Genomic DNA, 26,660 nt, shown 5'->3' with positions numbered 1-26,660 from the left:
CTTTTTGGTTGCTGCGATTAACGCTCGCCAGACGATCCATTATCTGTTAAAGGTGTCACAGACCGCGATCTATCTGCTCTCTCACCACAATGAGCAGTCTCTTTAAATAGATTTCTGCTAATCTTCATTCTTTGTCATCGATAATTCTTTTTTAGCTTATATTTTTATTGTATTAAAGTCAACCTTTGAAAGCGATTTTCTCTAAAGATCTAACACAATTGTGAATGGACCATCGTTTTCTAAGCTAACTTGCATGTCGGCGCCGAATTCACCGGTCTCAACATGGAAGCCATCTTGCTCAAGCTCATGATTGAAATCTTCCCAAAGTTCTTTGGACTTTGGTGGACGCATTGCTTCAACAAAACTAGGGCGATTACCCTTCTTAGTATTAGCAAGCAAAGTAAATTGACTAACGCTCAAAATTTCACCATGTACATCTTTTAAAGACAAGTTAGTTTTACCATATTCATCTTCAAAAATACGCATTTTGGCAACCTTATCGGCTGCCTTTTTGACTACGGGAAGTTCATCCCCCTCTTTAATACCAACTAGTAGCAAAAATCCTTTGCCAATCTTGCCAACTGTCTCGCCAGCAATATCGACTTGCGCATGATTGACTCTTTGAATTACAACTCGCATTAATTATCTGACCTCTTTGTTTCATAAACATCTGGAATATCACGCAATTTGCTCAAGATTTCATCAAGCTGGTTAGCATTCTTAACCGCAACTGTGACATAAATATGAGCAATATTGTCTTCGTTAACCTTACCAGAAATATTATTGATGTTCTTGGTAAGTGAGTTCAACTTGTTAATGACGTCGCTAAGCAAGTTTGAACGGTTGTAGCCAAAGATTTCGATGTTGGCATTGAATGATTGAACACTGTTTTCTTCAACATTCTCCCATTCAACATCAATCAAACGCCCTTGTTCTTCAGCTTCCTTGGTAATGTTGCGGCAATCGGTACGGTGAATAGTAACACCACGCCCCTTAGTAACATAACCGATAATCTTATCACCAGGAACTGGGTTACAGCACTTAGCCAAGTGAAGCATTAAGTCACTGACGCCTTGAATCATGACGCCATTCTTATGCTTAACCTTCATGACAGAATTTGAATTCTTCTTTGGCTGCTCTTCTTGAACAGATTGCTGACCAGAATTCAAAATCTTCTCTTCGAGTTTCTTTTGCTTTTGTTTTTCGTCTTCACGACGCAAGTCAACGGTCAAACGGTTAACAACGGCTTGAGCTGACAAATCGCCAAAACCAACTGCGGCATACAATTCTTCTTCAGTATGGTAATTGAAGTGGTCCAATAATTTTTCAATGTGCTCTTTATCCATGAAGTCTTTAGGAGCAAGTCCTTCTTCACGAATCATATTGGCTACCATTTGTTCACCGTGATTGATGCTTTCTTCACGGTCTTGTCCTCTGAAGTAGCGGCGAATCTTGTTGCGTGCTCTTGAGGTCTTAACCATGTCGGCCCAGTCACGAGATGGTGTGGCATTAGTTTGCGTCATAATTTCAATGACGTCACCATTTCTCAACTTGTAGTCAAGTGGCACTAACTTATTGTTAACCTTGGCACCAACTGCATGACTTCCTACTTGGGTATGAATTGCGTATGCAAAGTCCAAAGTTACAGAGCCCTTTGGCAATTCGTAAACTTCGCCCTTTGGCGTGAAGACGTAAACACGGTCAGAGAAGATATCACTCTTAACTGACTTCATAAATTCGCCGGCGTCCTTGGTTTCATCCTTCAATTCAAGGATTTCACGAACCATATCTAGCTTTTCACCTGATGAAGTAGCTTCAACCCCATTGAAGTTGCCACGCTTATATGCCCAGTGGGCAGCAACACCGTATTCAGCAACTTGGTGCATAGCTTCAGTTCTGATTTGAATTTCAAGTGGACGACCGCCGGGTCCAATGATGGTAGTGTGAAGTGATTGATAGCCGTTTACCTTTGGCATAGCAATGTAGTCCTTGAAACGTCCTGGCATTGGCTTCCATTCGGTATGAACGGCACCCAAAACTGCGTAACAATCACGGACATTTTTAACAATTACACGAACAGCCAGCAAGTCATAGATCTCATCGAAGTCCTTGTGCTTATTCACCATCTTCTTGTAGATGGAGTAAATATGCTTTGGACGACCGTAAATTTCGTACTTGATGCCTAATTCATCTAAAGTTTTCTTAAGCGTTTTGATCGTATCAGCAATGTACTTTTCACGTTGACTTCTCTTAACATCCATCAAGTTAACAATACGGTAGTAAGCTTCAGGATTTAAGTAGTGGAAACTCATATCTTCCAGCTCCCACTTGATCGTCCCGATACCTAAACGATCGGCCAGCGGAGCATAAATATCCATGGTTTCTGAAGCAATTCTGCGTTGTTTGTCTGGACGCAGGTGCTGCAATGTGTGCATGTTGTGCAAACGGTCAGCCAATTTAACCATGATTACCCGCAGGTCCTTAGCCATCGCAATCAACATTTTACGGTGATTTTCAGCCAAAAATTCTTGGTGTGACTTATATTCGTACTTGTTTAACTTGGTTACGCCATCAACAATAAAAGCAACATCTTCGCCAAATTTTTCTTTCAGTTCATCATTGGTTACTGGCGTGTCTTCAACAGTATCGTGCAAAAATCCTGCAGCCACTGTATCTGGATCAAGGCCTAAGGTTGCAAGCGTTCCAGCAACTTGTGTAGGGTGAATAATATAAGGTTGGCCAGATGCCCTTTTTTGTCCAGCATGAGCCTTATTGGCAAACTCATATGCTTTCTCTACAAAAGCTACTTGCTTATCATTCATATATTTTTTGCAGGCATCAATTACCTGATCATGAGTCATTTCAACATATTTGGACATTAAGGTCATCCCCTCTAACGGTAAATATTTTTATTCAGTAGTCCGAAGAGTTCGATTATTAGATAAATCAAACCAAACATTAAATTATACAGAGCAAATTTTGGCAAAATTGCTAAATCGAACACGACTGGCATCAATATTAACCACCATCTGCTTAAGTTCAAATGACTGATTAAACTGCCTAAATGATAGGCAATCACGCCATTAATGATGAAAAACAGCAAACCAACTCTAAAAACTATTGGCAAACGGCAGATACTGAAAATGTATGGCAAAATTGCCACCAAAATACTCCACCAGACAAGCGGCATCCATGCATGGGCATTTAACTTCTTGATTACTGAAATTTCTTTTATTTTATCCCCAATTTTTTTCATTAAAAATTTGTGTCTCTCATCAAAGTTTAATTTAATTGATAATATTTTACCACGTTTATTTTTCTTTTCTAGTAATAGCTAACCCAATCCAGCGACCTTGTCTCATGGTCAAGTCAATTTTAAAACCATTCTCATCTAAGGCTTTTTCAATCTTAGGCAATTGTAAGTAATCAATACCTGAGAAAATGATTTGACCACCATCATTTAAGTGAGCATCCATTTGTGGAATCAAGTCGAGCAAGATTTCAGCTAAAATGTTAGCTACGATAATATCGAATTTACCCTTAACATCCGCAAGCAAACTAGTCTTTTGTACGCGAATGCTGGTTAAATCATTCAAAGCTGAGTTTTGTTTAGCTGCAGTCACTGATTCATCTGAAATATCGGTAGCTAAAACATCGGTTGCGCCAAGCTTGGAAGCAGCAATAGCCAAAATACCAGAACCAGTACCTACATCAACTACGCTCATTGGCTTAATCATGGCACGTTCAAGTCCCATCATAGCTAGTTGCGTAGTCTTGTGGTTACCTGTACCAAAGGCAAGACCTGGATCAAGCTTGATCAATTGTTGATCGCTAAAGGCAGGCTTGTAGTCTTCCCATTCAGGTACAATAGCCAAGTGTCTGGAGAAGTCGATTACGTGGTAATACTTTTGCCAAGCAGTGTTCCAGTCTTGGTCCTTAATATAAGAAGTAGTGATCTTACCTTCACCGATATTTAAGCCATAACCTGCAAGTTCCTTGAGCTTAGCTTGGAATTTTTTAACAAGTTCATCTTTATCAGCTTCTTCATCAAAGTAGGCATAGAAATAGGTATCCTTAGGCAAATCTTTGATGTCGTCCATCTCAACGACAGTCGAATCATGAAGCCAACCGGCTTGTTCAAAGTCGCTGCGCTTTCTTGATTCAATGCCGAGTGCATTTAAGTTGTCTTGAGCATAAACGCCTAAAGCATCTTCTACTTCATGACTTGTGTCAATTTTAATAATAAGTAACTTCATTAATATATAAACTCCTTTGGGATTTTCTTTGAGCAATGCTATCATGGTTAAAGGTGATAAATATGTCAAAGAAGAAAAATAAAAAGAATAAACTTGAGAAAACATTAGTCGAAAAAATATTAGACCAACATAAGGTCAAGTATCGTCAAGCCGAATTTGCGGTCACCAAAGATAAAGGTGGAGTTGCGCAAATGGACACCTCTATTCTAAGGGACAAAGAGCAATTCGTCTACAAGACCTTGGTATGTGAAGGAAATAAAACCGGCCCACTTGTCGGAGTTGTACCAGTTACTGAACATTTAAGCATGAAAAAACTTGCTAAGGTTTCTGGAAATAAGAAATGTGAAATGCTTCCTTTAAAGAAACTAGAAAAGACAACAGGTTACGTTCATGGTGCTAATACTCCTATTGGTATTCACTTTACGCACCACTTCCCTATCTATCTAGATAACACAATGAAGGAAACAGACGAAGTTGGTGTTTCAAGTGGTAAACTTGGACGCAGTGTTTTCTTAAATCCAGAAGACTTGGCCAAAGTTACAGAAGCTAAGTTTGCTGATCTGCTTGAATAAAAACGCTTACAATTTATTCAGCCATTGGACGATTTTTATGTTACACTTAAATTATGCCACATTTATAGAAGTAACATATATAGAGGAAGATGACTGAAATGAATATTTTATTGGGTATCATTGGTTTTACAGTTGCAATGATTGCCGCTTTCGTGGTAACCGCATTAGCAATTGCAAAATAAATAACGACTAAAATAATATTTATATTTAAAAAGGAGTAATTTTATATTACTCCTTTTTATGTACTTATATAAAATTGCCGTTATTTTATATTGTTAAATAAGATCCCTACCAATCTGTAATTATAGGTATAGCTATGCCCATATACTTCTATAAGATTTTTTGTATTTTCTGTGTAGCTTTGTTATTTAAAAGTGTTATTGTAAAGGTGTTATAAAAATCTTAATTCCCAAGAAAGGTTTAAATATTATGGAACATAAAAAAGATTTAGATTTTAATGCCAAACTTTACGGTAAACAAAGATTTGGCTTTCGTAAAATATCTGTAGGTTTAGCTGCAGTAGCACTTGGTACTACATTTTTCTTAAGCAATAGTCAACTTGTTCACGCAGACGAAAATAATGCATCTCAGCAAACTACTGAAGTTAAAGAAAATGCTCAAACAGTAGATTCCGATCAACAAAATGTTGAAACAAAGACGGATAATTCTACTTCATCAGAAATCAGTTCTAAGGACAACACCCAAGAATCATCTTCTAACAATAAAAATGGAGACAGTACTGCATCCCAAGAAAAACAGAACGACAGCAAGCTCGCAATCTCATTAGCTAAAAGCGAAGCTGATACTGATCAGCCTTCCTACTCTTCTACCGTTCCCGCAACAAAGAAGAATAATGGTACAAATTTAACTCAAACAACTACCCCAAATAATCCAGCTAACTTAGCATCTGATCAAGATACTGTTCAAGTTGATACCACTGTTAATTTAAACAACGTTAGATCCGTCACTCATGATAATCCGATTACCGTTCAAATCGTTAACGGTGATACTGGCTCAACCGATCCTTTAATGACTAATGACGGAATCAATAATGGCGGAAATTGGTACTTTGAAAAACGTACCGATATAGCTAAACGCTTGGTATAGCGGAACCAATTTAACTACCAGCGTTACCCTTAGTGTTAATGTTCTTGCAAATAATAGTAAAGTAAAGGATTATCTTGCAAGCAACGCTGGTAAAACTGGTGAAGACATTCCTGTAAGCGTAAAAATTACATATCCTACAGGTAATACGGAAACTAAAACTGCATTTTATGCTCATTACATTCCTACTCAAGACAGGGTTAGTTCAGGCGAAATTCTTCAAGGATTCAAATGGTAACTACCAATGCCGGATCAGAAAGACAATGGAATAATATAAGTGACAAGGACTATAGCGACAACAATTTAAAGGATAACGATACCATATATCAATGGTGATTCTACTTCAATTATGGTAATAACTTAAACCCTAATGATATTCTCACGCTTATAAATGCTCAGTTTAGCACAACCTTCCATAATCAAATTTTCTTGCCAAGTTCAATTAACATCTTTGAAGTCCCAACAAATTTAGTTTCAGATGGTCAAGGTAATCGTTACGGTATTGATGACATACCTTCTGGTCAAACACAAAATGTTTATAGTTACTTAACTACTCATCCAGATGAATAAACAGCTTTTGAGGATTATCTAAAAGCTCATTCCAATTCATCTGGCTTCTCTGTTGATCAATCAAGTGACGGTCCTTTTCATGTTCCTTCTAATGGTCAAAATGACACTTCTTATAGTAGACACGCCTACTTCATTCAAGTTGACGCCGCGGTTGAAAATCCAAGAAATTCACCAGTGTGGTTAGAAATTCACAGTAAAGGTACTGGCACTACTTCTAACCATATTATCGTTTGGCAAAACAATAGCGGTAATGGATCTGAAACTCAAGTGCAACAACAAGCAGTAATCAGATATTATTATGATGATTTAAAGCAATTTTTAAACGTTGATAGTAATTTTAATAATCAAGCTATTTCTGTAAATGACCCAGCTGGTAACTGGATTAATTTTGGTGATGAAGCTGCGACAACTTTTGATAATTACCAAAGTGAAAATGCCGACAGTGCAGATACTATTTTAGACTCCGATGGTAATCCAGCTAGTTTTGCCGTAACCGGCATCTTCCTCAATTCAATAATATCAATAACAACACAGACGGAACTGACTCTCACCCACAATACTTCATCGTCCACTTTACACATAAAAAGCAAGCAGCTGAATCACAATCAACCACGATAACAGAACACGTTTCTTATTACTACGAGAACGGCTCAAAGCAAGGACAAACTGTTCCTGATCAATATGCCCCAATAAATCAAGAATTGCATTTTACTCGTGATGGACAAACTGATTTGGTAACTGGAGTAATTGCCTATGGCAACTGGAAACTCGTAGACGCTAATGGCAATGCAATTTCACTTCCGGCTATTCCATTTAGTCAATTACCACAAACATTGGTTGGAAACTACAAGCTTGATGCAAATGGTACATTTATTGTGAACAACAATACTGGCAAACCATTTTTAATCATTAAGGGTGATAATGGCAGTATTCCAGGCATTTCATTTAATGACGATGAAATAACTTCTCTATATAACCAAAATGGTGGTTCAATCATAGTTCAAATTCCATATATTCAAACTATAAATCCATCAACTCCTAAATCAACTCAACCAGCTCAACAACCTACTTTAGCTCCGGCACCAGATCCCACTACTCCAGTAACACCACTTCCTACTGTCGAGCCAACTGCAACTGCTCAACCAACTAACGCAACGGTTTTACCAGACACTACTCCTGTACAACCATCTGAAATTAAAAGAGTTAACTATAAATCAAGTACTAACGTTGCTCCTCATAGTCAAACGCAAAAACATTGTCACGACTACAACTATCTCAGCGCCCCTAAGGCAACCAGTACTTACATTGAAAAGATGCTATTCAGTCAAAGGGTCAGATAAAGCCTGTTATTTCAAAGACAACTACTAATAAGCAAAATACACTTCCACAAACTGGTGAAAACAAATCTAACTTAGGAATCATTGGTCTAGGATTGCTGCATTGGCTGGTTTATTTGGACTAGATTACGACAAAAATAAACGTAAAAATTAACCCTTAATAACATACAAAAAGCAGACAGGAATCAAATCCTGCCTGCTTTTCATTTACTCTTTTTTCTTTTCTTGTTCTTTCAGATATTTTTTTCTCTCGTCAAAGAATTTAATGGGCATTCCAATGAGAATAATTATCACGCAGATAAGCAACACCTTAGCACTATGAGTATTCTGGTAGCCCATCCATGTTATAAAGATCTCGACGATCAATATCCAAATCATTGATCTCCAAACCGATTTCATAGTCTATCCCCTGCAATTTTTAAATTATTTCCTTTAATTGCAAGAAATTATGCCACGCATTGGCTACATTGCCAAAACTATATTTCTGTCGACTTTGATAAGCATTTTTCAAATATTCTTCAATCATTGCATGATGAAGATCCAGCGTATTAACCAGCGCCGTTTCATCCCCCGCCTGAATTAATCTACCATTGTAGTTATTGGTAATAATCTCATTAGGACCATAATTAATATCATAGCTAACTGCGGGACAGCCATGTTCTTGTGCTTCAAGCAAAGCCATATCAAATCCCTCATATTGACTGGTTAAGACTTCTAGCCAGGCGCTATTATAGACCTCAGTTAAATCCTGCTTAAAGCCGCCAAACACAATATAATCTTCAGCCTGCAGCTTCTTCACCCAGCCTTCAACTTAGGCTCAGTTTCTGCATCCCCATGACCATAAAACGTCAGGGTCAACTCCGGATACTTCTCATGCAACTTAACTGCTGCTCTAATTACATGATCGAGTCTTTTTACCGCATCAAGACGCGCTACCGCAATCAAACTATACGGCTTGCGGCTGTTAAAGGCTACAGGAGTAATATTCTTTTTAACAAAAGTTACCGGAATTGCGTAGCTATGATCCGTATCAAATAAGTTGGCGGCATGATCTGCATCTTTATTTGTGGATGAAATTACGCCAGTCAAAGAACCTTCCTTAAGCATATCGCCAATGCCTTGATAAATATCAAACATATCGCCATCATACTGGCCATGAGTCGTCAAAGCTGAATGGAACACCATATATGCACTTTCATTAATTTAAAGGCGTCTAAAGTATAGTCAGAACGGTCCGCATACATCACTGCTTTCGAATCTGCTTTACAAATTTTATCTAAAAATATGCTCTAAATTCTGCCAAACTATCAAAATCGTGCCAGTTTTCTGCTTCATTCAATTGTACTAAACACAAAACAGGCTGATTATCATCACTACCGCGGTAATGCATCATGATCTTAGATTTACCCAAATTATCATAATATTGGCGTAAAACTAAGCGTTCCTTATCTTCGAAAAATTCTGAGTAAGCTAAACAGCCATCATCGTAGTAGTCTGCTCGACCCATAAAACCGTATTGATCGTAATAATTTGCGGAATACAAACGATTCTCCCGCAACACAATCTGCAATCGTTTCTTGCCATTACGATAGGCAATTTTATCCTGTACGTCATAATCTGAGCTATGCAAAATCTGTGCAATTAATTCGTCATCATCATCTTGTTCAGTCTTTAATCCCAAGTTTTGATAATACTGAAAAAGATTGATTACTGAATCAGCTGACTGCAAACTTGCCCGGGCATCATCATGCCAAAGATTATATTCGACTTCGATAATTTTAGCTTCTTGTCCAAACGACTCAAACAAATGAACTCGCTGCATCTGCGCAATTTCAATCGCTGAAGGAGTAGGATTTTCTTGACTAGTAATAAAATAATGTATTTCTCTTTCCTCATTTAGCAAAAAAGGACGAGCCACATGGTTCGTCCTTAAATATTAATCTGCATGTCTCCACTTCTTGTCAGTCAAGATACGAGCAGCAAGAAGTCCTAAAGGCAAAGCAATCACGATCATTAATGCTTCAGTAATCCAGAAGGCACCAATGTTGATGTTGGTAATCCCAAAATTGAATACTGCACGATACATGTATAGTCCTGGAACCATAATTACGATTGATGGAACCGTAATCGCAATTCTTGGAAAACCAACCTTTTGTCGTACAACACTTGCCAAAAGTCCAGCCAGTAGCGCACCGATAAAGGCTGCCAAAGCTGGAGCCATGTGAGCGTAATCGACTAAACTCAAACGAAGCGTATTAGCCATCGCACCAATAATCGCTGCTGTTGCCGCCATATTTGGTCGACTGTTGAACATAATCGAGAAGCCGAATACCCCACAAAAGCTGGCAATCAAACGCAAGAATGTTAACATGCCTGGATCGATCTTAAGCTTAAGCATAGAACCTGGATGGAGATTCAAAACAGTAGCTACCGCCCAACCAGCCATGGTCGCAATCGTAATGATCAAAATTGCATAAGTAAGTCGTTCAAGTCCTGAACGCATATCCAGTTTGGACATGTCGAGTCCTGACGTAATGAATGGGAATCCCGGAATAACAAACAGCATGGCGCCAATATAACCATAGGCATGGTGGTGATCCAAGTGAAAGAGTAGCGTACCTAAATTGAAGCAGGCAAAGTAAACTACGCAGGCTACCGCAACTGCAACTGCAATTTTGGCTACCAAAGTGATTTTTCGTTTACCCATAAGTGAGCGGACATAGTTACCGACTCCCGCGCCAAAAAAGGCACAAATAACTTCTGGCAAGCCGCCACCTAACAAGAAAATAAATCCAGCACAAGCAAGACCAGAACTTAACCCAGCAATCACAGAAGAATAAGCTGACTTTTGATTGGCAATTTCACGCAAACGTCTATGAATTTGACCAATAGTCCATTGTCCATCACCAGCTTCGAATTGGCGGACAAATTTCTCCAACTCATTCAATTTGGTCATATTTACACCAGTAGCTGGCAAAGACAAGGTTTGCGAGTATGATTCATTATCAACGTCAAAGCAAGTATATTCAATCGATACCAAACCAATATCCGTTGAACAAGTGATGCCGAGCGTTCTTGCGATTGTGTCCATTGAATCACGCACACGCCAAGCTCCTGTACCGCAGCTTAAAAGCATGATGCCAACTCTACCTACAAGCGAAGCTTTTTCAACTAGGGTTGCATCTTGGGCCAGTGTATCGCCATCACTCTTGAAGAACTCTTCCCATAGAATTTTCATATGGTGCTTTTCAGATAAATGATGTTCTTGTTTCTTTTCATTCATTGATATGATTACTTTCCTCTATCCTTGATTTTTAGTAAGATTATAGCTCTTTTATTCTACCACAGGATTTTTATCAAGCCCGGCATAAAATTTTATATTTTTAAAAATAAGTACTCCTTTTTTATTACTTTAAACTTATAATATTTTTTAGAGAGTAAGACAAATAGATATAAAGGAAGAAATTTAAAGTGGCACAATTAACAGATGAACAATTAGCCGATATTGCTCATGATTTTTATTTAAGCAAATTAAACATTGGCGAGATTTCACAAAAATACAATTTATCACGCTACTTAATTACTAAGGCGCTGGATGATGCCGAAATGCGCGGTATTGTTAAAATTCAAATTACCCAAGGCGTCAAACGCAATCAGTTATTAGAGCGCGAATTTCAGAAGAAATTTGGTTTAAAAGAAGTCTTCATCTTGCACTGCTATGAAGATAAGGAAGACGATAGTGAAGCTGTCATCAACTTTGCCTCTAAACAAATCGAAAACTACCTACAAAATACTAAGATAGCTGGCGTTAGTTGGGGGGCAACCATGCGCGGCGTAATCAATGATTTTTCTGAAGAAACTTTGACTAAGCTTTACTTCGTGCAGCTTTTAGGTCAACCAATCAACGCTAACCGACGTAAGAATCCATTAACTCAAGAAGCAGCTGACAGTTTGCATGCACACAGTTTAAATCTGCCTGCACCACTATATGTCATTAATCCTAAGATCATTCCTATTTTAAGAACTGAACCATACTTCAAGATAATTGAAAACTGCTACCATGATCTTGAATTGTTGTTTACTGGCTTAGGAAACTTTGATTCTTTCAGAACTAACCAATTCTTACTTACTAACTACGGACCAAAATTATTTAAAGATATCCCTCAAGATAAAGTGGCAGGCATGATAATGGGCCGTCCTTACGATATCAATGGCAACTTCTTTCCTTCCATTGAAAAGCATATCTGTGGTATTTCAATGAAGGATATCATGAAAACACCTATTCGTTTTTGCGTTGTAAGCAATCGCTTTAAGTCAGAGGCCTTGCTTGGAGCACTTCGTAGCGGTATTATCACTCACTTGGTAATCAACGATGCTATCGCAGAGCGAGTACTGCAACATGAAGACTAATTTTTGAAGGAAAAAATGAAAAAAACTAAATTCGACCTATGGATCGGGGCCATTAGCCTGTTTAACTGCCTCTTATTCATCGCTTCATGGTTCGCTATTTTCGGTGCAAGTTTCACCACTAGAATGGCGATGTTCTACTACCTATTTGCTTGGGCCGGCGTAATTATTAATGCTATTGCCGTTGTTCAAGCACATAATTTAAAAATTTCCATTATTGGACCAATATTAGGCGTGGTTGGTAATGCTCTTTATGGCTTTACCGCTGTCCTGGCTTGCCTGCCGTAATCATCAATATTATTTCTGCTTTCTTTATTTTTATGCAACACGATAATAAGAAAAAAGCTTAAAAAATGCCGCAACAAAAGTTGCGGCTTTTCTTAGCTTTTTATTGTAAGCGGCTTACGATGACGGTGAGGTGATATATAAGGAGTTTTGAACTGAATCTTGTATTCCAGATGTAGAAAGCATGATGAACTTAGATGAGGCTGTTGCTAATTTTGATTTAAATGTGCAAAAGCCGGAAGATGTTAATGTAGAAAGGATTCCTGCTAATGATTAATGATGTCCGAAGAAAACTGAAGATAAAAATACATACCTGAACTACTAAAACTGGAGTTTAGGGATGTATTTTTAGCCTAAATATGAAATCGCTACTTGTAATTGTGCTAACTTCATCGCAGCTTGAGCAACATTTTTGCGATCAACATCGACATAAATTTCAAAGTGCTCATCGTCAAATTGATAACCTGATCCTAAAGCTATTTCTCTTGCCGTATCATTTAGTTCTACGTCTTCATCATTAGGGTCAAGCTTGAATAAAATCCGACCGCCGTCACTAACACGACAATGATCTTCTGCTTCGTCTACCCAGACATAAACCGTATCACCATAAGCATCAATCATCATTGTGGCAATTTGCATCGTATGATCATCTACCCAAATAACATTGGTATTTGCAGCTACATAATCACCGATTTCTCTGCTTAATGCCTTTGTCTCTTCTTGTTTCATTTTTTACCTCGTCTTGATCTGAGCTAACTTGTAGCCTGAATCCTTAAACAGCTTGAATTTATTCTTCAAACCACTAGCTACATAAACTTTCTTATCCTTAGTGATAAAAATTGCGTCGGTACCCTTCTTTTGTTCAATGTACTGGTAGCCTTTTTCCAGTCCTTTATCAAAGCTAGCAGTTGAAAGTGCATCCCCATCAACCGAATTCTTGGTCACAATAGAAACACCCATTAAATTATTTTGGAAAGGATAACCAGTCTTAGGATCCATCAAATGACTATAAACGGTCTTGCCGACCTTCAAGTAACGTTCATAAATACCTGAGGTAACAATTGTCTTATTCATTTCTGGGATAGAACCAATAGTGGTACCACGACTCTTCTTAGGATCCTGAATACCGACCGTCCAATTACTGTGGTTAGTTGGTGAAGGACCTAATACATATACATTACCACTTAGATCAATAATTGCACTTGTTACACCATCTTTAATCAAAACTTTTTTAACTTGGTCGGTAATATAGCCCTTGGCAATTCCGCCTAGGTCTAGTTTCATATTCTTTTTAGTTAAATAAACGGTGCGTTTTGCATCATTGAACTTAACATTACGATAGTTAACTAGTGGCAAGCGAGCATCAATTTGCTTTTACGTTGGCTTATGGGCATCTGGAAAACCGATCCGCCATAAACTAGTAATTGGCCCAATTGCCATGTCAAAGGATTCATCCGAATTTTAAATGTAGTAATATGCTTTCTTGCATAAATCATAAACATCAGCGGAAACTTTGATCGGCTTCAGCATTAATCTTATCAACTTCACTGCCCTTTTGGTTAATAGTGATCTCATCGGCTAGCTTTTTAATACGAGCCAAACCATCATCTAGCGCTGCACTCTTATTCTTGTTATTAACCTTGATCGTACAAACAGTACCCATCAAAAATTGCGTGTCTTCAGTAGGCTTAGTGGTTGGGTTAATTGTACTTTTATTTTGCGTCTTACTCTTCGTGCTGCATCCCGTAACTACAGAAAGAAGCATTACTAAAAGCAAGAACATAACAAGAACATAATAGGTAATTTTCTTTTCAATTTTAAATCTCCAATAAAAAAATAGTAGCTTTCATACTACCTTTTTGAGCAGCGTTCAACAATTGTGATACATAGATAATGAAGTCGTTTGAAGATTCAGTAGCACCTGAGACTACTTGTACCTTTTCCATATCACCGTCATTGTCTAAAAATTCTTTTCTTAACTTCTTGATGTATTCCTTAGGACCAACTTTTGAGTACTTCTTCATTTGCTTTTCGTATGAAGCGTTTTGAGTCTTTGATTGACCCTTCTTATTTACTCGGTCGTACTTAATCTTACCGTTCTTAATAGTCAAAGTGTAAACTTGGTGGTAACCGTGGTCGTAGTTCAAAGTTTCAAGCTTGTAAGTACCATCCTTGTACTTAGCATTGTTGTTAATATGAATAGTTGCGGTGTCACCCCTTTGAGCAGCTTGAACCAATTGACTAGCATAGTTTCTCATGCTGTCACTTGAACTAGTAGCACCTGAAACTACTTGAATACCGTTTACGTTAGCGCCGTTAGCCTTAAATTCTTTGCTTAAAGTATCAATGATGACTTCTTTGCACGAAGTTGCTGCAGATCGTGTTGATCCTAGCGCATAAGCATATAGGGAAAGAATGGATGTTTTGATATCAACAAATTTAAAATGCTTTTTTAGTGACATTCTCTTTTTTTCAAAAATAAATAGCCTGATTCAACGAACCAGACTACTTCTAAATAAACCAATTAAGCTTTTTTCGTCTTTTTAGTAATTCCTGCAATAGCTTGGAAGACAACCAAAACAATGTAGAAGTAAAATACATAAACTAAGCCAGCGATATCGAGTTGCTTCGAAGCAAACCAGTACCATTGGTTGTCTTGTGAACTATAAATCCAGTATAAAATTCCCAATGCAATTAAGCCTAAAGCATTGATAATGGCAAAGATCCATAAGTTGCCGTTCTCATGCTTTGCTAGGTAGATTAATGCCCAAACTAATGATCAAGCACATGCTGCAACTACAACACACCAATAAAACACCGTTGCGAACATTCTTCTAACCCTCTTTCATTCATATAGTTCTATTTTAACATAATGTGAAAATCGTAACTTATTTTATTATAAATTATTCGAAAATATTCAAATTAAATAACTTTTATGTAAATAATCTGAAAAAGCATTCCTACCTTGACGGTAACCGTTTTCTAATTATACCTTTTAACTATACTAATTTTATGGAGACATTTATGAAAACTAGAGGCTTATCAGTTAAAAACGTTGTAGCAATCGGAATTGGTTCGGCTATTTATGTCATTTTAGCCCGTTTTACCTCAATTCCTACGCCTATTCCTAACACCAATATTGAACTCGTCTTTCCTTTTCTTGCTTTGCTTGCGGCAATCTATGGAGCTAAAGTTGGTTTTGCAGTAGGTTTTATTGGTCATGCTTTATCTGACTTTATTATGTATGGACAAACTTGGTGGAGCTGGGTTCTAGCCACAGGAATCTTCGGTTTGATAATTGGGCTTTCCAGAAAGCCATTGGATCTTAAAAACGGCATTTTTGGTTTTAAACAAATTATTTTCTTTAATATCGTGCAAATTCTGGCTAACGCTATCGCCTGGATTGCTGTTGCACCAGTCGGCGATATTCTGATTTACAGTGAACCTGCCAATAAGGTATTCGTGCAGGGCATCAGCGCAACGATCTCTAACGGAATTACTATCATGATTGTGGGTACACTGCTACTTAAAGCATACGCGGGAACCAAAATCAAAAAAGGCAGTTTACGCAAAGAAGATTAGAAAGGCGTTTTATGACCCAACCAATTATCTCATTCAAGAATTTTACATTTAAATATGATAGTCAGGCATTTCCAACGCTGAAAAATATTAACTTAGATATTAATAAAGGCGAAAAGATTCTCATTGCCGGACCATCAGGTAGTGGTAAATCAACGATTGGTCGCTGTCTTAACGGCTTGATTCCTAATATCGATACAGGTGATATCGAAGGTGAATGCCTGGTTGACGGTAAAAATATCCAGAATACTAATTTATTCGATTTATCTTTTACTACTTCAACTATTTTGCAAGATACTGACAGTCAGTTTATTGGATTAACCGTTGGGGAGGACATTGCTTTTGCTTTGGAAAATGACTGCAAGCCGCAAAACAAGATTCGTCAAACGGTACATCGCTGGGCTGATGAGCTTAATATTTCGCACTTATTAAAACAATCACCCCAGAATTTATCAGGCGGGCAAAAACAAATTGTGGCTTTAGCAGGTGTCTTAATTGATGAATCACCTATTCTGCTTTTTGATGAGCCGTTAGCCAACCTGGATCCTGCTTCTGGCGTTAAAACAATGGCCTTAATTGATCAAATTCAAAAGGAATTAAATGCCACGGTAATCATCATCGAACACCGCGTTGAAGAAGTGATGCGTCAATCACTTGATCGTATTATTTTAATTAATGATGGTGAAATCGTTGCTGATAAAAAGCCGAATGATCTTTTACACGAAAACAGATTAGAAGACATTGGCGTTAGAAGTCCGCTTTATTTAAAGGCGTTGGAAAAAGCCAATATTGATATTGCCAACATCCCTGACTTAACTTCCGTCGCAGCTTTGCCCGATGAACCCGAAATCGGTCATCAATTGCAAGACTGGGTTAATCACAGCATACTGGAAGGTGAAAAAGAAGAGACTACTCCTTTGCTTGAATTAAAAGGCGTTGGTCACCGCTACAACAAATTGCAGGTTAATCCATTGCACGATGTCACAGCTACCATCAACAAAGGCGACTTTGTTTCAATCGTTGGTCAAAATGGTGCTGGTAAAACTACCCTTTGCCGTATTATATGTGGCTTCATCTCAAACGAAGGACGCGTTCTTTTTAACGGTGATGACTTAGCCTCACTCTCAATCAAAGAACGTTCAGAAAAAATTGGCTACGTCATGCAAGATCCTAATCAAATGATCTCCCAAAAGATGATCTTTGACGAAGTCGCATTGGGTTTACGTTTGCGCAACTATAATAAGGAAGCAATCAAAGAAAAAGTCTATCATGCGCTAAAGATTTGTGGCCTCTACCCTTACCGTAACTGGCCTATTTCTGCTTTAAGTTTCGGTCAAAAAAAGCGTGTGACAATTGCTGCAATTCTGGTGCTTGAACCTGATCTGCTTATCTTGGATGAACCAACTGCAGGACAAGATTGGAAGACTTACACTGAGATCATGAGCTTCTTAAATCAACTTAATGAGCAAGGCAAAACGATCATGATTATCACTCACGACATGTACCTCATGATGGAATACACCAATCGCTCACTTGCTTTTGCGGATGGTGAATTAATTGCAGATACTCTGCCAATCAAGCTTTTAACTGAAAAGAGCTTAATCAGAAAGGCAGCTTTAAAGCGAACCAGCTTATATGATTTAGCTAAAAAATATCAGTTAAGGGATCCTGACGCATTCGTTCGCTCATACATCAATTCAGAAAGGAACAAGTAATATGCATGATGAAAGTCAAATACTAGGCTATCAACCAGGGAGTGGTTTTATCTATCAGCTAAATGCCACGACCAAGTTAGTTTTCATGTTGCTAGTTTCGGCAGCTTGTATGATTACTTACGATACCCGTTTTCTAGTTGCGATTGGTATTCTCTCGATCTATCTTTTTAAGGAAGCAAACATCAAATGGCGCCAAATTTCTTTTATCGTTAAATTTATCGTTGCTTTCATGATTTTGAATTTGCTCTTTGTTTACCTTTTCCAACCAACTTATGGTGAAAATATCTATCATTCAAAGAGTATCTTGATTCATGCTGGTTACTTTACATTGACCATTCAAGAAGTTTTCTACCTATTTAATTTATTCTTGAAATACGTCTGCTCAATTCCAGTCGTGCTGCTTTTCTTGCTCACAACGAATCCAAGTCAATTTGCGGCAAGTTTAAATCGCATCGGTATCAGCTATAAGATTTCTTATGCCGTAGCATTGGCATTGCGCTACATCCCTGATATTCAAAATTCTTATTGGTCCATCTCGGCCGCACAACAGGCACGTGGTGTTGAACTATCCAAGAAAGCTAAATTATCTAAACGAATCAAAGGCACATTAAACATTGTCATGCCACTAATCTTCACTAGTTTGGATCGAATCGATACAATCAGTACGGCAATGCAACTCAGACGATTTGGTTCCAAGAAAAAGCGTACTTGGTATGTTGCAGAATCATTTAAAAAAGATGACTTTTGGGTAATGGGATTAGCCGTTGTACTAGTTTTACTTGTCGTACTTCTTTGGCAACTTGATCACGGCCGCTTCTATAATCCATTTGTATAATTAAAAGGGATCGCTATTAATTTAGCGATCCTTTTTATGATGTTTCTTCTTTTTATCGTCGTCTTCTAAGGTAACGATTTCTGGCTTTTTAGGTATTGGCGGTGTAATTACTTCATAATTGCGCAAACGTCGTTCTAGATAATCGTCTAGTTCTTTACCGATATTTTCGTGAACAATTATTGTCATTTAGTCCACCTTCTTTTTTCTAATTATACATCTAAAAGTGCAGATTAAATAAGGTGATCACTAGATATGTCATACCGCTGGCAATTACGGGGCCAGCTGCCACGCCTTTGAAGACCACCACACCGATGATCGTACCGAGCACTAAGGCAACGGTCACTTGTGGTACGGCGGCTAATTGGTCAACGCCATATCTAGATAAAATAGCGACTGCGATACCTGCTAAAACTGCGATCCATCCTGCTGGTGTTTTAAAAGTTTTGATTAGGTCTTTAAAACTAATCTGTCCGGTAGCAATAGGGATTAAGATTGCGACTGAGATGACAGTCACGCCCCAGTTGATTCCTTTTGCTTGAATTGTTGGCAGCCATTTACTGGTAAAAGGTAGTAATTTGAATAGCATCACAACCCCTGTCGCAATAATCAATGACATATTTTTTCCAACTAATGCTACTACTAAAATTAAGGCTAAAAATAGCCAACTCTCCATCTACTTTTCCCCCTCAAAAATACTTGTTTTCTTACTTTAACAAAAAATTGTTTTCAAGACAAAATAAGTGAAATCTAATTCCAAATATGCAATAATAAAAATACGCAAGGAATGAATATTGTATACGCAAATATAGTCCACGGAAACGTGGACTTTTTTGTTTGCAAAAGAAAAAGCCCGATTGCTCGGACTTTTTGGGACATAAGTTTATTAAGGATTAATTTATTCTTTCTTGGCTTGATCGAAGAAGCCGATCATTATTGATACAGCGCCTAAGACCAAACCAAGTAAAGTAACATGATTTTGCTTTTGTCCAGTTTGTGGAAGTGTAGTTGCCACCTTTTTATTTACTTTTTTAACTTGAGGAGTGACTACCTTTTTTACTGAGATATGTTTGATAACTGGTTTATCCACCTTAACTGCGGTTGTAGCAGTCTTGGCTTTTTTAACTGTTTTTGTCTTTTTATCGGTCAGTACTGCTTTGCCAAAATGGCGTTTTGCTTGAGGTTGAAAGAATACTTCCTCATTATTGTTGGTCGCTGGAGCTTGGCTAACTGTACCTGCATCAGGTAAATGAGTTTTGACTTGGGGTTCACCAAATTGAGGTGTTTCCGGCTCGTCTGAATCTTTAGAGCTGGTGGGAAGAAGTTAGGTTGTTCAGGATCAGAATTTGGTGTTGGTTTAGGTTGGAGCTCTGGTTCAGGTTCTGGTTGGGGATTAGGAACAACTGGATAAGCTGGCATCATCCAATCCCAACGGTGATTTTCACTACCAATAGTAACTTCTTTAGCCACTATGTTACCATCTACATTAAATCCAGTATCAAATACAGCATTGGGAGCTAAAATACTTCCCATGAAATGACCATTAGCAATTTTCAATTCTTGTAAATTGCTACCAAAATTCCATAAAATACGATTGGAATATTTATGATATTCTTATGAATCGATTTTTTCATTACCATAATATAAATCCATATTGGCAGCAGACGATAATGAAGTCAGATTTTCATTTTTTCCAACATTAATAATAATCAATGGAGATTCTTTAGTATCTGTTAGGCCATGAAATGTTATTGTACCGGAAGTCAATGTTTATGACCTAGCGTGAACGGATTAGCATTCATCACAATCGCAGCGATCTTCTTATTAGCTTGATCGTCAATCTTGGGCATGTCATGCAAGTAGTCTTGGATATCAGGCGTACCATTTTCAAGAAAGGCTGCCTCGTCAGTTTTCGCCAAGAGATTGAAGTGCAAGTGTTCAAAGCTTGCCGCATACTTTGCTTTCGTGAAAATAAAGTAATGGAAAGTCTTTTCTTGGGTTAGGTAATTCATCAAATTGGTGACTACCTTGTTCAAGCATTATCGTTTTTAACACCGATATACTTCAAAACATTGCCACTAACACTACCGGTTCCCACTAAATTACCATCTTCGTCGACCAAGCCAATTGTGTGATCAATCACATTTACTTCTCGCTCGCTAAAATCATGCAAACCCAGAGAAGTTAGCAATTGTTCCCACTTTTTTCTAGTCGAGGAGTCGTTTAAAAATAAATCAACGACTTTGTCCATAAACATGCCACCTTACTAAGCATTAATAACAAGTAATTATTTCAATTTAATCACCAAATTTTTAATTTTTTCAAAAAATCAGCGATGATCTCATGTGTTTTTTCAGGTTGTTCTGCCTGTGGTAAGTGACCACATTCAGGAATTAGAGCAGTTTCTACCTGATCATTTAAGAATTTAACCGCCTTAATAAAATCAGGATTGAAATATGGCGATTTAGCCCCAGCAATTACAAGAAGTGGCACAGGCATATCCATGACCACGTCGCGCCAATCTTGCTCAGCATGTTCAACTAAGCAGCTATAGTTTTCTTCCGGATCATAAGGAAATTCTTGATATTCCTTCTTAGCTGCTTCAAACATTTCGTCATCAATATGGTGATAAAAAGCCTTGCCAAAATCTAGCTTTAACATTTCAGGATAGTTATCCCAATTTAGATCTTTAAAACCATACTTCCAATTCTTGTCGGCGATCATCTTTGGTGATTGATCCAAGTCAACCATTGCCTTGAGTCTACCCTTGCCATAGATGGATAAATAAGCCCAGATGTTGGCGGCACCCATGGAGTTGCCAATTGCAACAACATCATGCAAGTCTAGTTTAACTAGTAATTCTTCTAAATCTGCGGCATGACGACTAATGCGTTGTCCGCGATAAGTACGTTCAGATTTTCCTTGGTTTCTTGGATCCAGCATAATGAAGCGATAATCCTTCTTAAATAAGTTAATTAAATCGCGCCACATCTGACTAGAACCACCGATTCCTGGGATTCCGAGCAAAACTGGCTTATCTTTTTCACCAGTATCACTGTAATGTAAAGTTACATTATCATTTGTTTTAAATTCCATTTTTCCTTACTTTCTATTACACAAAAAGGCAACCTGGTTCTCCCAGATTGACTTTACTTTTAACAGACGCCAATAACTTTCATCCATAAAGTACCAACAATACCAAAGATCAAGATGTAGACGATACCTAAAACAAAGTTCATCTTCCACCATTCATTTTGTTTGACATAGCCCGTCGTAGCCAAAATAGAAGCTGGACCGTTAGCATAGTGCGTGGTTGATGCGTTGATTGCGCCAGTGAATGCCAAAAGCATTAGAAATTGATTCAACTACTAGCCAAGTAACACACCAGTACGAGCACTATTTGATGGAATCAAAGCACCCATAATCAATTCCAAACCAGTAATCGCATAACCGATACCAATTGATTTTTTACAAAAACGTTTAATCATGAGGTATGCGACACGGTTACCTAAACCAGTCTTGCTAATACCGTGAGCCATGATAAAGGCCATCGCAATTAACCGGGCAGCTGAGTTACCGAATGAACTCAAAATACCAGTTTGAACGACAACACCTTTTGAGTTAACCCCGTCTTTAACTGGAGCAATTCCAACCAAGACAGTTACAACCATCCCTAAAAGCGTGGTACTACCAATTGGGAGCGGCTTTGTTATACATCCCACAATAGTCGCTACGAAAATAGCAAACATTTCCCATGCTTGAGGAGTTAATCCACTAGGCCGCCACGGAGTGATCAGCCACAACACAATCCCCACTACTAAAGGCCAAATAAAGCCTTTGTAGTTTACTCTTTCTAGATATTTAATTTTTTCTTCCCCTGCTTAGCTTTAATAAACTAAATTTTAAAAATGAATGTTTTCACATAGTATTATATACTTTTTATTCAAAATTTAAACATTTTTCAAATAAATATCTATTTTTTAGTATTTTGTAAAAATATATTAACTTGTGAGATTAGTTCATAAATAACTTGTTATTTTTATAGGCAAAAGAAAAAAGCCTAGTAAAAACTAGGCTTTGAGCTATTAACCAATGTTGTCCCATGGCTTTAGGTCGATTGCTGGGCCTTCTGCCAATTTAACTTGTTCATCAGTCAAAAATTCTTTTCTAACTACGACATCGTAAACATAATCTTCAAACCATGGTTGGCTCATTTCGTAGAAGCCCTTGTGACCATATTTATCGCCCCAAGAGTTTTCAACCTTCCACTTGCGAATGTGGCCGTGATCTTCATCAACACCGACTAAGGTCATATCGTGAGTAGCAAAACCTTCGCCAGTCGCTAAACGATCAGCCTTGCTCATCTTGGTATCAACACCAAATAATTTATCGGTTTGGTAAAGTTCGGTATCAAGATAACCAGTCTTTCTTTCCATTTGCTTCAAAACGTCGTTACCAAAGATTACGGCATCCCCAGACTTAAGTTGTGCTACAGCAGCTTGAGCCAAGTATTCAATTGGCACATTCAAAAACTTAATTTGATCACCGCCATCAACATTGTCATAAAGTGGCATATGGTAAAGCTTGTTAAATTCGTGGTTAGGACAGTTTGATAAAACTACATAATCATCAAACTTAAAGTCCTTGAAATACTTTTGTACGAATTCACGTGGAGTTAAGTCTCTTTCCAAGTGATATTTCTTGTCGTCATCGCGGTATTCCAAGTCAAACTTCTTTGGTGGTTCGCCTAAGGCAACAGATACCATGCGATAAACTTCATTCAAAAAGTGCTTCTTAGCCTTTTCAAGTTCATCTTGTGAACTGCCTTCACTCACTAATTTACGTAAAGCAATAGCATCTTTTCTTTCCTTACGTGCTAAAGAATCGATCAAACCAGTAGTATTGTTGGAGTTAAAACTTTCAGGCATTGCGTATGAAGGTACAACACCATATTTTTTAACTAGGTTGATGGCCATGCTCCAAAGGCCGCCATCTTCACCAGCAAAAGCTAACCATGATTGCACTTCGCGGTCGTTAAGTGGCCTATCAGCCAAACGGATCATTGCATCATAAAAGGCATTTGCACGTTCAATCTTATCCCAGAAAAAGTTATAAGCTTGTGAGAAAGTGAAATCTTTTACTTTGTTTTGCTTGCCAAAGTAATGACGCAAAACATTCAATGTGGCAAATTCCCAGCAACGACCAGAATGCTTTTGGTCAGTCACGCCATCTACATCAAGTTCAGTTGAAAAAACATGGTTTAAACGTTCTGAAACGCGATCGTTAAAGGATGCTTCAAGTAATCCGCTACGACGAGCAGCACGTGAAGCAACTTGATTTTTGCTATTAGTATTGAAATCGGCAGAAAAGTCTGCGATCTCTTGATCAGAAATAACTGTCATATCCTACCTCGTTAGTCTCTAATTTTTTATTAATTCTTTAATCATAATAATACCTTCTTTTGTATTATCTAGCAAGCAAAAAAAGTGTTCAATGAACGCCTTTTTCTTAATATATCTATATCAATTAAAGTTCAATACCTGATAAAACTTCTTGCATCTTATCAGCTGAGTTGATCATCTTAGCATTTTCAGCATCCGAAATTTCGGTTTCGATAACCTTTTCGATACCGTTGCCGTTAATAACAGCTGGAGTACCTAAGTAAAGGTCGTGCTTAATGCCGTATTCACCGTTGATTGGTGCTGATAATGGCAAGCAGATTGAACGGTTATCCAAAATAGCACTAACGATTTGGGTAAGCATCATAGCAACACCGTAGAATGTAGCACCCTTGTTGGCAATAATCTTACCACCCTTCTTGCGGACATCAGTTTCAATTTCGCTTAAAACGTCGTCGTTGATTTCAGCGTAGTCACGAAGTGGCTTACCATCAACGATTGATTCATCAAAGTTTTCAAAGCTAGTGTCACCGTGTTCACCTAAAACCATTGAGTTTACCTTAGCAACTGGAACGTTAAGTTTCTTAGCCAGTTCAACGCGAAGACGCATTGAGTCAAGTGAAGTACCAGTACCAATTACACGATTCTTAGGGAAGCCTGACAATTTTTGAGTTAAAGTAGTCAAAATGTCTACTGGGTTAGCTGAAACAACGAATACACCCTTGAAGCCTGAGTCAACGATTGGCTTAACAATACTTTTCAAGATCTTAACGTTCTTAGCTACCAAGTCAAGTCTAGTTTCACCTGGTTTACGAGGAACACCAGCAGTAATTACACAAACATCAGCATCTCCGGCGTCGCTGTATTCAGCTGGGTGGATGTTGGTTTGACCCATAAATGGAGTGATATCTTCAAGGTCCATTGAGTCACCAACTGGACGATCCTTAGCTACATCGCAAATTGCCAATTCATCAACAGTAGCGTTTTGCAATAAGTCATTTGCAAAAGTTGAACCTACGGCACCATCACCAACAAGAAATACTTTTCTACTCATAAGTTATATTAGTCCTTTCATAAACGTAATTTTTCTACATGTTCCATTATACACTAAGCGCTTACATTAGACACTATTTATTAATTAATTACGTTAATATTGTGCTTTTCTTAACAAATATATTGAAAAAAGAGACAACTCTCATTGTCTCTTTTTCGGTTAGATTTATTTGTGTTCTCTAGCGTATTTAGCCATTTGAATACCAGCTTGGCGACCAAAGATAACCGTTTCAGCAACTGAGTTACCACCAATACGGTTGTTGCCGTGAAGTCCGCCAGAAACTTCACCAGCTGCATAAAGACCTTTAATTACGTTACCGTTGGTATCCAATACTTGAGTTTCGGTGTTGATATGAATTCCGCCCATAGTGTAGTGAATAGCTGGGTGAATGTGAATAGCGTAGTATGGTCCACGGTTTAATTCACGATCCATACCAGTAGTTCTGCCAAATTCCTTATCCTTGTGGTTTTCAACGGCCTTGTTCCACTCATCTACTGTGGCAGCTAAGTTTTCTGGATCAACATCAATTTCCTTAGCTAAGTCAGCCAAAGTGCTGCCCTCCTTAACCAAGCCAATGTGGTCATAAAATTCTACAGCTTCAAAATGAGCACGAACACCTGAATCGAATACCAAGTATGCACCGTCTTCGTTTAAACCAGTAATCGCACTTGAAACAATTTTACGGGTGTTTAATTCGTTAACAAAACGCTTGCCGGCCTTGTTAACCAAAATAGCACCTTCACCTCGTAAACCTTCACCGATTAAGTAAACGTGTGGGTTATCAGTATCTGCAGTTGGGTGAACTTGAATAAAGTTCATTTGCATCAATTGCGCACCAATTTCTTTAGCAAGCTTAATCCCATCGCCAGTAGCACCTGGTTGGTTGGTAGTCTTGTAGTCAACTAAATCTGGACGATACTTCTTGATGATTTCTTTAGAAGCGCCAAAGCCACCAGTAGCAAGCAAAACTGCCTTAGCCTTAATTGTTTTAACGCCTTCATCAGTTTCAACTTCTACGCCGTTAACATTGCCATTCTTGTCTTGCAACAATTTAGTTACTTTAGCACCAGTAAAGATATCTACACCGGCCTTTTTAACTTGGTTAGTTAAACGTGAAGTCAAATAAAAGCCAACTGGTTCCATTGAACCTGGACGGTGAGCTCTCTTTACGCTCATCCCACCGGTAATGGTTAAATCAGTCAAATGAACGCCATATTTCATTAACCAGCTAATTGCAATAGCGGAGTGGTTAACAAAGTACTTAAGCATTGCACGGTCGTTTAATAAACCGCCACCTTTTAAAGTTTCTTCGTAAAAGTCACGGTTGTTGTCAATGATTCCTTCATCAAGTTGAACCAATGATTCAGATGCGTTCATACCACTAGAAGCACGACTAGTGTTACCACCAGTTTTACCGTTCTTTTCCAAAATAACAACATTCAAACCAAGTTCACGAGCTTGAAGTGCTGCTGTTAAACCAGTACCACCTGAACCAACAATTATTGCATCATATTTATTTTTTAATTCTTTATTATTTGGCATAATATCCC

Annotated in this window: 28 protein-coding genes and 5 pseudogenes; 11 read left to right on the top strand and 22 right to left on the bottom strand. The window is 38.0% G+C overall.

The annotated features are described in order from the left end of the window. Positions 1-201: 201 nt before the first annotated feature. The 4 genes from dtd to prmA are packed head-to-tail and all read right to left on the bottom strand — an operon-like array spanning position 202 to position 4,256. Positions 202-639, bottom strand: a complete 438-nt coding sequence (dtd, locus tag LA20531_RS10400) for a D-aminoacyl-tRNA deacylase (protein WP_056939343.1) — start codon at positions 637-639, stop codon at positions 202-204. Then, the gene (locus LA20531_RS10395; protein ID WP_056939342.1) at positions 639-2,879 is read right to left on the bottom strand and encodes a RelA/SpoT family protein; all 2,241 of its coding nucleotides are present in this window, start codon (positions 2,877-2,879) and stop codon (positions 639-641) included. Before LA20531_RS10395 ends, dtd begins: the two co-directional genes overlap by 1 nt. Before the next feature lie 14 nt (positions 2,880-2,893). Continuing rightward, positions 2,894-3,256 carry a hypothetical protein gene (locus LA20531_RS10390; protein WP_056939341.1) on the bottom strand — a complete coding sequence of 121 codons (363 nt, stop codon included), beginning with the start codon at positions 3,254-3,256 and terminating at the stop codon, positions 2,894-2,896. A gap of 55 nt (positions 3,257-3,311) precedes the next feature. After that, positions 3,312-4,256 carry a 50S ribosomal protein L11 methyltransferase gene (gene prmA / locus LA20531_RS10385; RefSeq protein ID WP_056939340.1) on the bottom strand — a complete coding sequence of 315 codons (945 nt, stop codon included), beginning with the start codon at positions 4,254-4,256 and terminating at the stop codon, positions 3,312-3,314. Positions 4,257-4,318: 62 nt separating this feature from the next. On the opposite strand from prmA, the gene ybaK reads away from it, so the two are divergent. From ybaK to LA20531_RS12030, 6 genes are all read left to right on the top strand, one after another. Next, positions 4,319-4,828: a Cys-tRNA(Pro) deacylase gene (gene ybaK / locus LA20531_RS10380; RefSeq protein ID WP_013437740.1), complete on the top strand. Its 510-nt coding sequence runs from the start codon at positions 4,319-4,321 to the stop codon at positions 4,826-4,828. A 429-nt stretch (positions 4,829-5,257) separates the two neighbouring features. Further along, positions 5,258-5,935, top strand: a complete 678-nt coding sequence (locus tag LA20531_RS11705) for a YSIRK-type signal peptide-containing protein (RefSeq protein ID WP_236704122.1) — start codon at positions 5,258-5,260, stop codon at positions 5,933-5,935. Between the two features lie 426 nt (positions 5,936-6,361). Continuing rightward, complete coding sequence (locus tag LA20531_RS11700) at positions 6,362-6,502, top strand: hypothetical protein (protein ID WP_224429438.1); 141 nt, start codon at positions 6,362-6,364, stop codon at positions 6,500-6,502. A gap of 174 nt (positions 6,503-6,676) precedes the next feature. Then, on the top strand, positions 6,677-7,120 hold the full coding sequence (locus LA20531_RS11385; RefSeq protein WP_056939339.1) for a hypothetical protein: 444 nt from the start codon (positions 6,677-6,679) through the stop codon (positions 7,118-7,120). Then, on the top strand, positions 7,021-7,842 hold the full coding sequence (locus tag LA20531_RS10360; protein WP_162252719.1) for a mucin-binding protein: 822 nt from the start codon (positions 7,021-7,023) through the stop codon (positions 7,840-7,842). The genes LA20531_RS11385 and LA20531_RS10360 overlap by 100 nt, the downstream gene beginning before the upstream one ends. Continuing rightward, the gene (locus tag LA20531_RS12030) at positions 7,821-7,964 is read left to right on the top strand and encodes an LPXTG cell wall anchor domain-containing protein (protein WP_156399023.1); all 144 of its coding nucleotides are present in this window, start codon (positions 7,821-7,823) and stop codon (positions 7,962-7,964) included. Before LA20531_RS10360 ends, LA20531_RS12030 begins: the two co-directional genes overlap by 22 nt. 293 nt (positions 7,965-8,257) lie before the next feature. Here LA20531_RS12030 and LA20531_RS11695 read toward each other — a convergent pair whose 3' ends face one another. The 4 genes from LA20531_RS11695 to LA20531_RS10345 all read right to left on the bottom strand — a co-directional run bounded on the left by LA20531_RS11695 (position 8,258) and on the right by LA20531_RS10345 (position 11,122). Next, on the bottom strand, positions 8,258-8,638 hold the full coding sequence (locus tag LA20531_RS11695) for a glycosyltransferase (protein WP_056939336.1): 381 nt from the start codon (positions 8,636-8,638) through the stop codon (positions 8,258-8,260). After that, the gene (locus tag LA20531_RS11690) at positions 8,635-9,006 is read right to left on the bottom strand and encodes a glycosyltransferase family protein (RefSeq protein ID WP_236943754.1); all 372 of its coding nucleotides are present in this window, start codon (positions 9,004-9,006) and stop codon (positions 8,635-8,637) included. Before LA20531_RS11690 ends, LA20531_RS11695 begins: the two co-directional genes overlap by 4 nt. Positions 9,007-9,115: 109 nt before the next feature. Beyond that, complete coding sequence (locus LA20531_RS11685; protein WP_056939334.1) at positions 9,116-9,757, bottom strand: hypothetical protein; 642 nt, start codon at positions 9,755-9,757, stop codon at positions 9,116-9,118. A gap of 18 nt (positions 9,758-9,775) precedes the next feature. Next, positions 9,776-11,122, bottom strand: a complete 1,347-nt coding sequence (locus LA20531_RS10345; RefSeq protein ID WP_056939333.1) for a threonine/serine exporter family protein — start codon at positions 11,120-11,122, stop codon at positions 9,776-9,778. Positions 11,123-11,310: 188 nt separating this feature from the next. Between LA20531_RS10345 and LA20531_RS10340 the strand changes: the two genes are divergently transcribed. Next, a complete protein-coding gene (locus LA20531_RS10340; RefSeq protein ID WP_056939332.1) occupies positions 11,311-12,249 on the top strand; it encodes a sugar-binding transcriptional regulator in 939 nt (312 codons plus the stop codon). Positions 12,250-12,264: 15 nt separating this feature from the next. Next, positions 12,265-12,596, top strand: a pseudogene (locus LA20531_RS10335) (transporter). A gap of 283 nt (positions 12,597-12,879) precedes the next feature. Here LA20531_RS10335 and LA20531_RS10330 read toward each other — a convergent pair. The 4 genes and pseudogenes from LA20531_RS10330 to LA20531_RS12025 all read right to left on the bottom strand — a co-directional run bounded on the left by LA20531_RS10330 (position 12,880) and on the right by LA20531_RS12025 (position 15,220). Continuing rightward, complete coding sequence (locus LA20531_RS10330) at positions 12,880-13,260, bottom strand: DUF1828 domain-containing protein (RefSeq protein WP_046432485.1); 381 nt, start codon at positions 13,258-13,260, stop codon at positions 12,880-12,882. 3 nt (positions 13,261-13,263) lie between these two features. Continuing rightward, positions 13,264-14,314 (bottom strand): annotated as a pseudogene (locus LA20531_RS10325) (FAD:protein FMN transferase). A gap of 34 nt (positions 14,315-14,348) precedes the next feature. After that, entirely contained in the window at positions 14,349-14,993 is a 645-nt protein-coding gene (locus LA20531_RS10320) for an FMN-binding protein (protein WP_056939331.1), read from the bottom strand. A gap of 62 nt (positions 14,994-15,055) precedes the next feature. Then, positions 15,056-15,220, bottom strand: coding sequence for a hypothetical protein (locus LA20531_RS12025; protein WP_224429443.1), 165 nt, complete (start codon positions 15,218-15,220; stop codon positions 15,056-15,058). Between the two features lie 335 nt (positions 15,221-15,555). Here LA20531_RS12025 and LA20531_RS10310 point away from each other — a divergent pair, with 335 nt between their 5' ends. Genes LA20531_RS10310 through LA20531_RS10300 form a run of 3 tightly spaced genes read left to right on the top strand, consistent with a single transcriptional unit; the run spans position 15,556 to position 18,660 of the window. Beyond that, positions 15,556-16,113, top strand: a complete 558-nt coding sequence (locus tag LA20531_RS10310) for an ECF-type riboflavin transporter substrate-binding protein (protein ID WP_013641803.1) — start codon at positions 15,556-15,558, stop codon at positions 16,111-16,113. 11 nt (positions 16,114-16,124) lie between these two features. Next, positions 16,125-17,825 (top strand): ABC transporter ATP-binding protein, encoded by a 1,701-nt coding sequence (locus tag LA20531_RS10305; protein ID WP_056939330.1) that lies wholly within the window; start codon positions 16,125-16,127, stop codon positions 17,823-17,825. Position 17,826: 1 nt separating this feature from the next. Then, positions 17,827-18,660: an energy-coupling factor transporter transmembrane component T family protein gene (locus tag LA20531_RS10300; protein WP_013641801.1), complete on the top strand. Its 834-nt coding sequence runs from the start codon at positions 17,827-17,829 to the stop codon at positions 18,658-18,660. A 21-nt stretch (positions 18,661-18,681) separates the two neighbouring features. Here the strand turns inward: LA20531_RS10300 and LA20531_RS11295 are convergent, their stop codons facing one another. The 10 genes and pseudogenes from LA20531_RS11295 to LA20531_RS10250 form a co-directional block, all read right to left on the bottom strand. After that, the gene (locus tag LA20531_RS11295) at positions 18,682-18,846 is read right to left on the bottom strand and encodes a hypothetical protein (RefSeq protein WP_013437729.1); all 165 of its coding nucleotides are present in this window, start codon (positions 18,844-18,846) and stop codon (positions 18,682-18,684) included. Positions 18,847-18,877: 31 nt separating this feature from the next. After that, positions 18,878-19,333: a DUF441 domain-containing protein gene (locus tag LA20531_RS10295; RefSeq protein ID WP_056939329.1), complete on the bottom strand. Its 456-nt coding sequence runs from the start codon at positions 19,331-19,333 to the stop codon at positions 18,878-18,880. Between the two features lie 222 nt (positions 19,334-19,555). After that, positions 19,556-19,747 (bottom strand): LPXTG cell wall anchor domain-containing protein, encoded by a 192-nt coding sequence (locus LA20531_RS10290; protein ID WP_013641799.1) that lies wholly within the window; start codon positions 19,745-19,747, stop codon positions 19,556-19,558. Between the two features lie 56 nt (positions 19,748-19,803). Beyond that, a pseudogene (locus LA20531_RS10285) lies at positions 19,804-20,250 on the bottom strand (choice-of-anchor A family protein); the annotation flags it as partial. 173 nt (positions 20,251-20,423) lie between these two features. Further along, a pseudogene (locus tag LA20531_RS11955) lies at positions 20,424-20,908 on the bottom strand ([citrate (pro-3S)-lyase] ligase); the annotation flags it as partial. A gap of 50 nt (positions 20,909-20,958) precedes the next feature. Continuing rightward, positions 20,959-21,753 carry an alpha/beta fold hydrolase gene (locus LA20531_RS10270; protein WP_056939326.1) on the bottom strand — a complete coding sequence of 265 codons (795 nt, stop codon included), beginning with the start codon at positions 21,751-21,753 and terminating at the stop codon, positions 20,959-20,961. Positions 21,754-21,812: 59 nt separating this feature from the next. Beyond that, a pseudogene (locus LA20531_RS10265) lies at positions 21,813-22,523 on the bottom strand (anion permease). 219 nt (positions 22,524-22,742) lie between these two features. After that, positions 22,743-24,059: a C1 family peptidase gene (locus LA20531_RS10260; protein ID WP_056939324.1), complete on the bottom strand. Its 1,317-nt coding sequence runs from the start codon at positions 24,057-24,059 to the stop codon at positions 22,743-22,745. Between the two features lie 124 nt (positions 24,060-24,183). Then, complete coding sequence (locus LA20531_RS10255) at positions 24,184-25,110, bottom strand: L-lactate dehydrogenase (protein ID WP_056939323.1); 927 nt, start codon at positions 25,108-25,110, stop codon at positions 24,184-24,186. A 165-nt stretch (positions 25,111-25,275) separates the two neighbouring features. Next, the gene (locus LA20531_RS10250) at positions 25,276-26,652 is read right to left on the bottom strand and encodes a flavocytochrome c (protein ID WP_056939322.1); all 1,377 of its coding nucleotides are present in this window, start codon (positions 26,650-26,652) and stop codon (positions 25,276-25,278) included. Positions 26,653-26,660 lie beyond the last annotated feature (8 nt).

The sequence above is a fragment of the Lactobacillus amylovorus DSM 20531 genome (genome assembly GCF_002706375.1).
GTDB lineage: Bacteria > Bacillota > Bacilli > Lactobacillales > Lactobacillaceae > Lactobacillus > Lactobacillus amylovorus.
The sequence above is the reverse complement of the archived record's forward strand: the minus strand, read 5'-3'. Positions and strand labels throughout refer to the sequence as shown.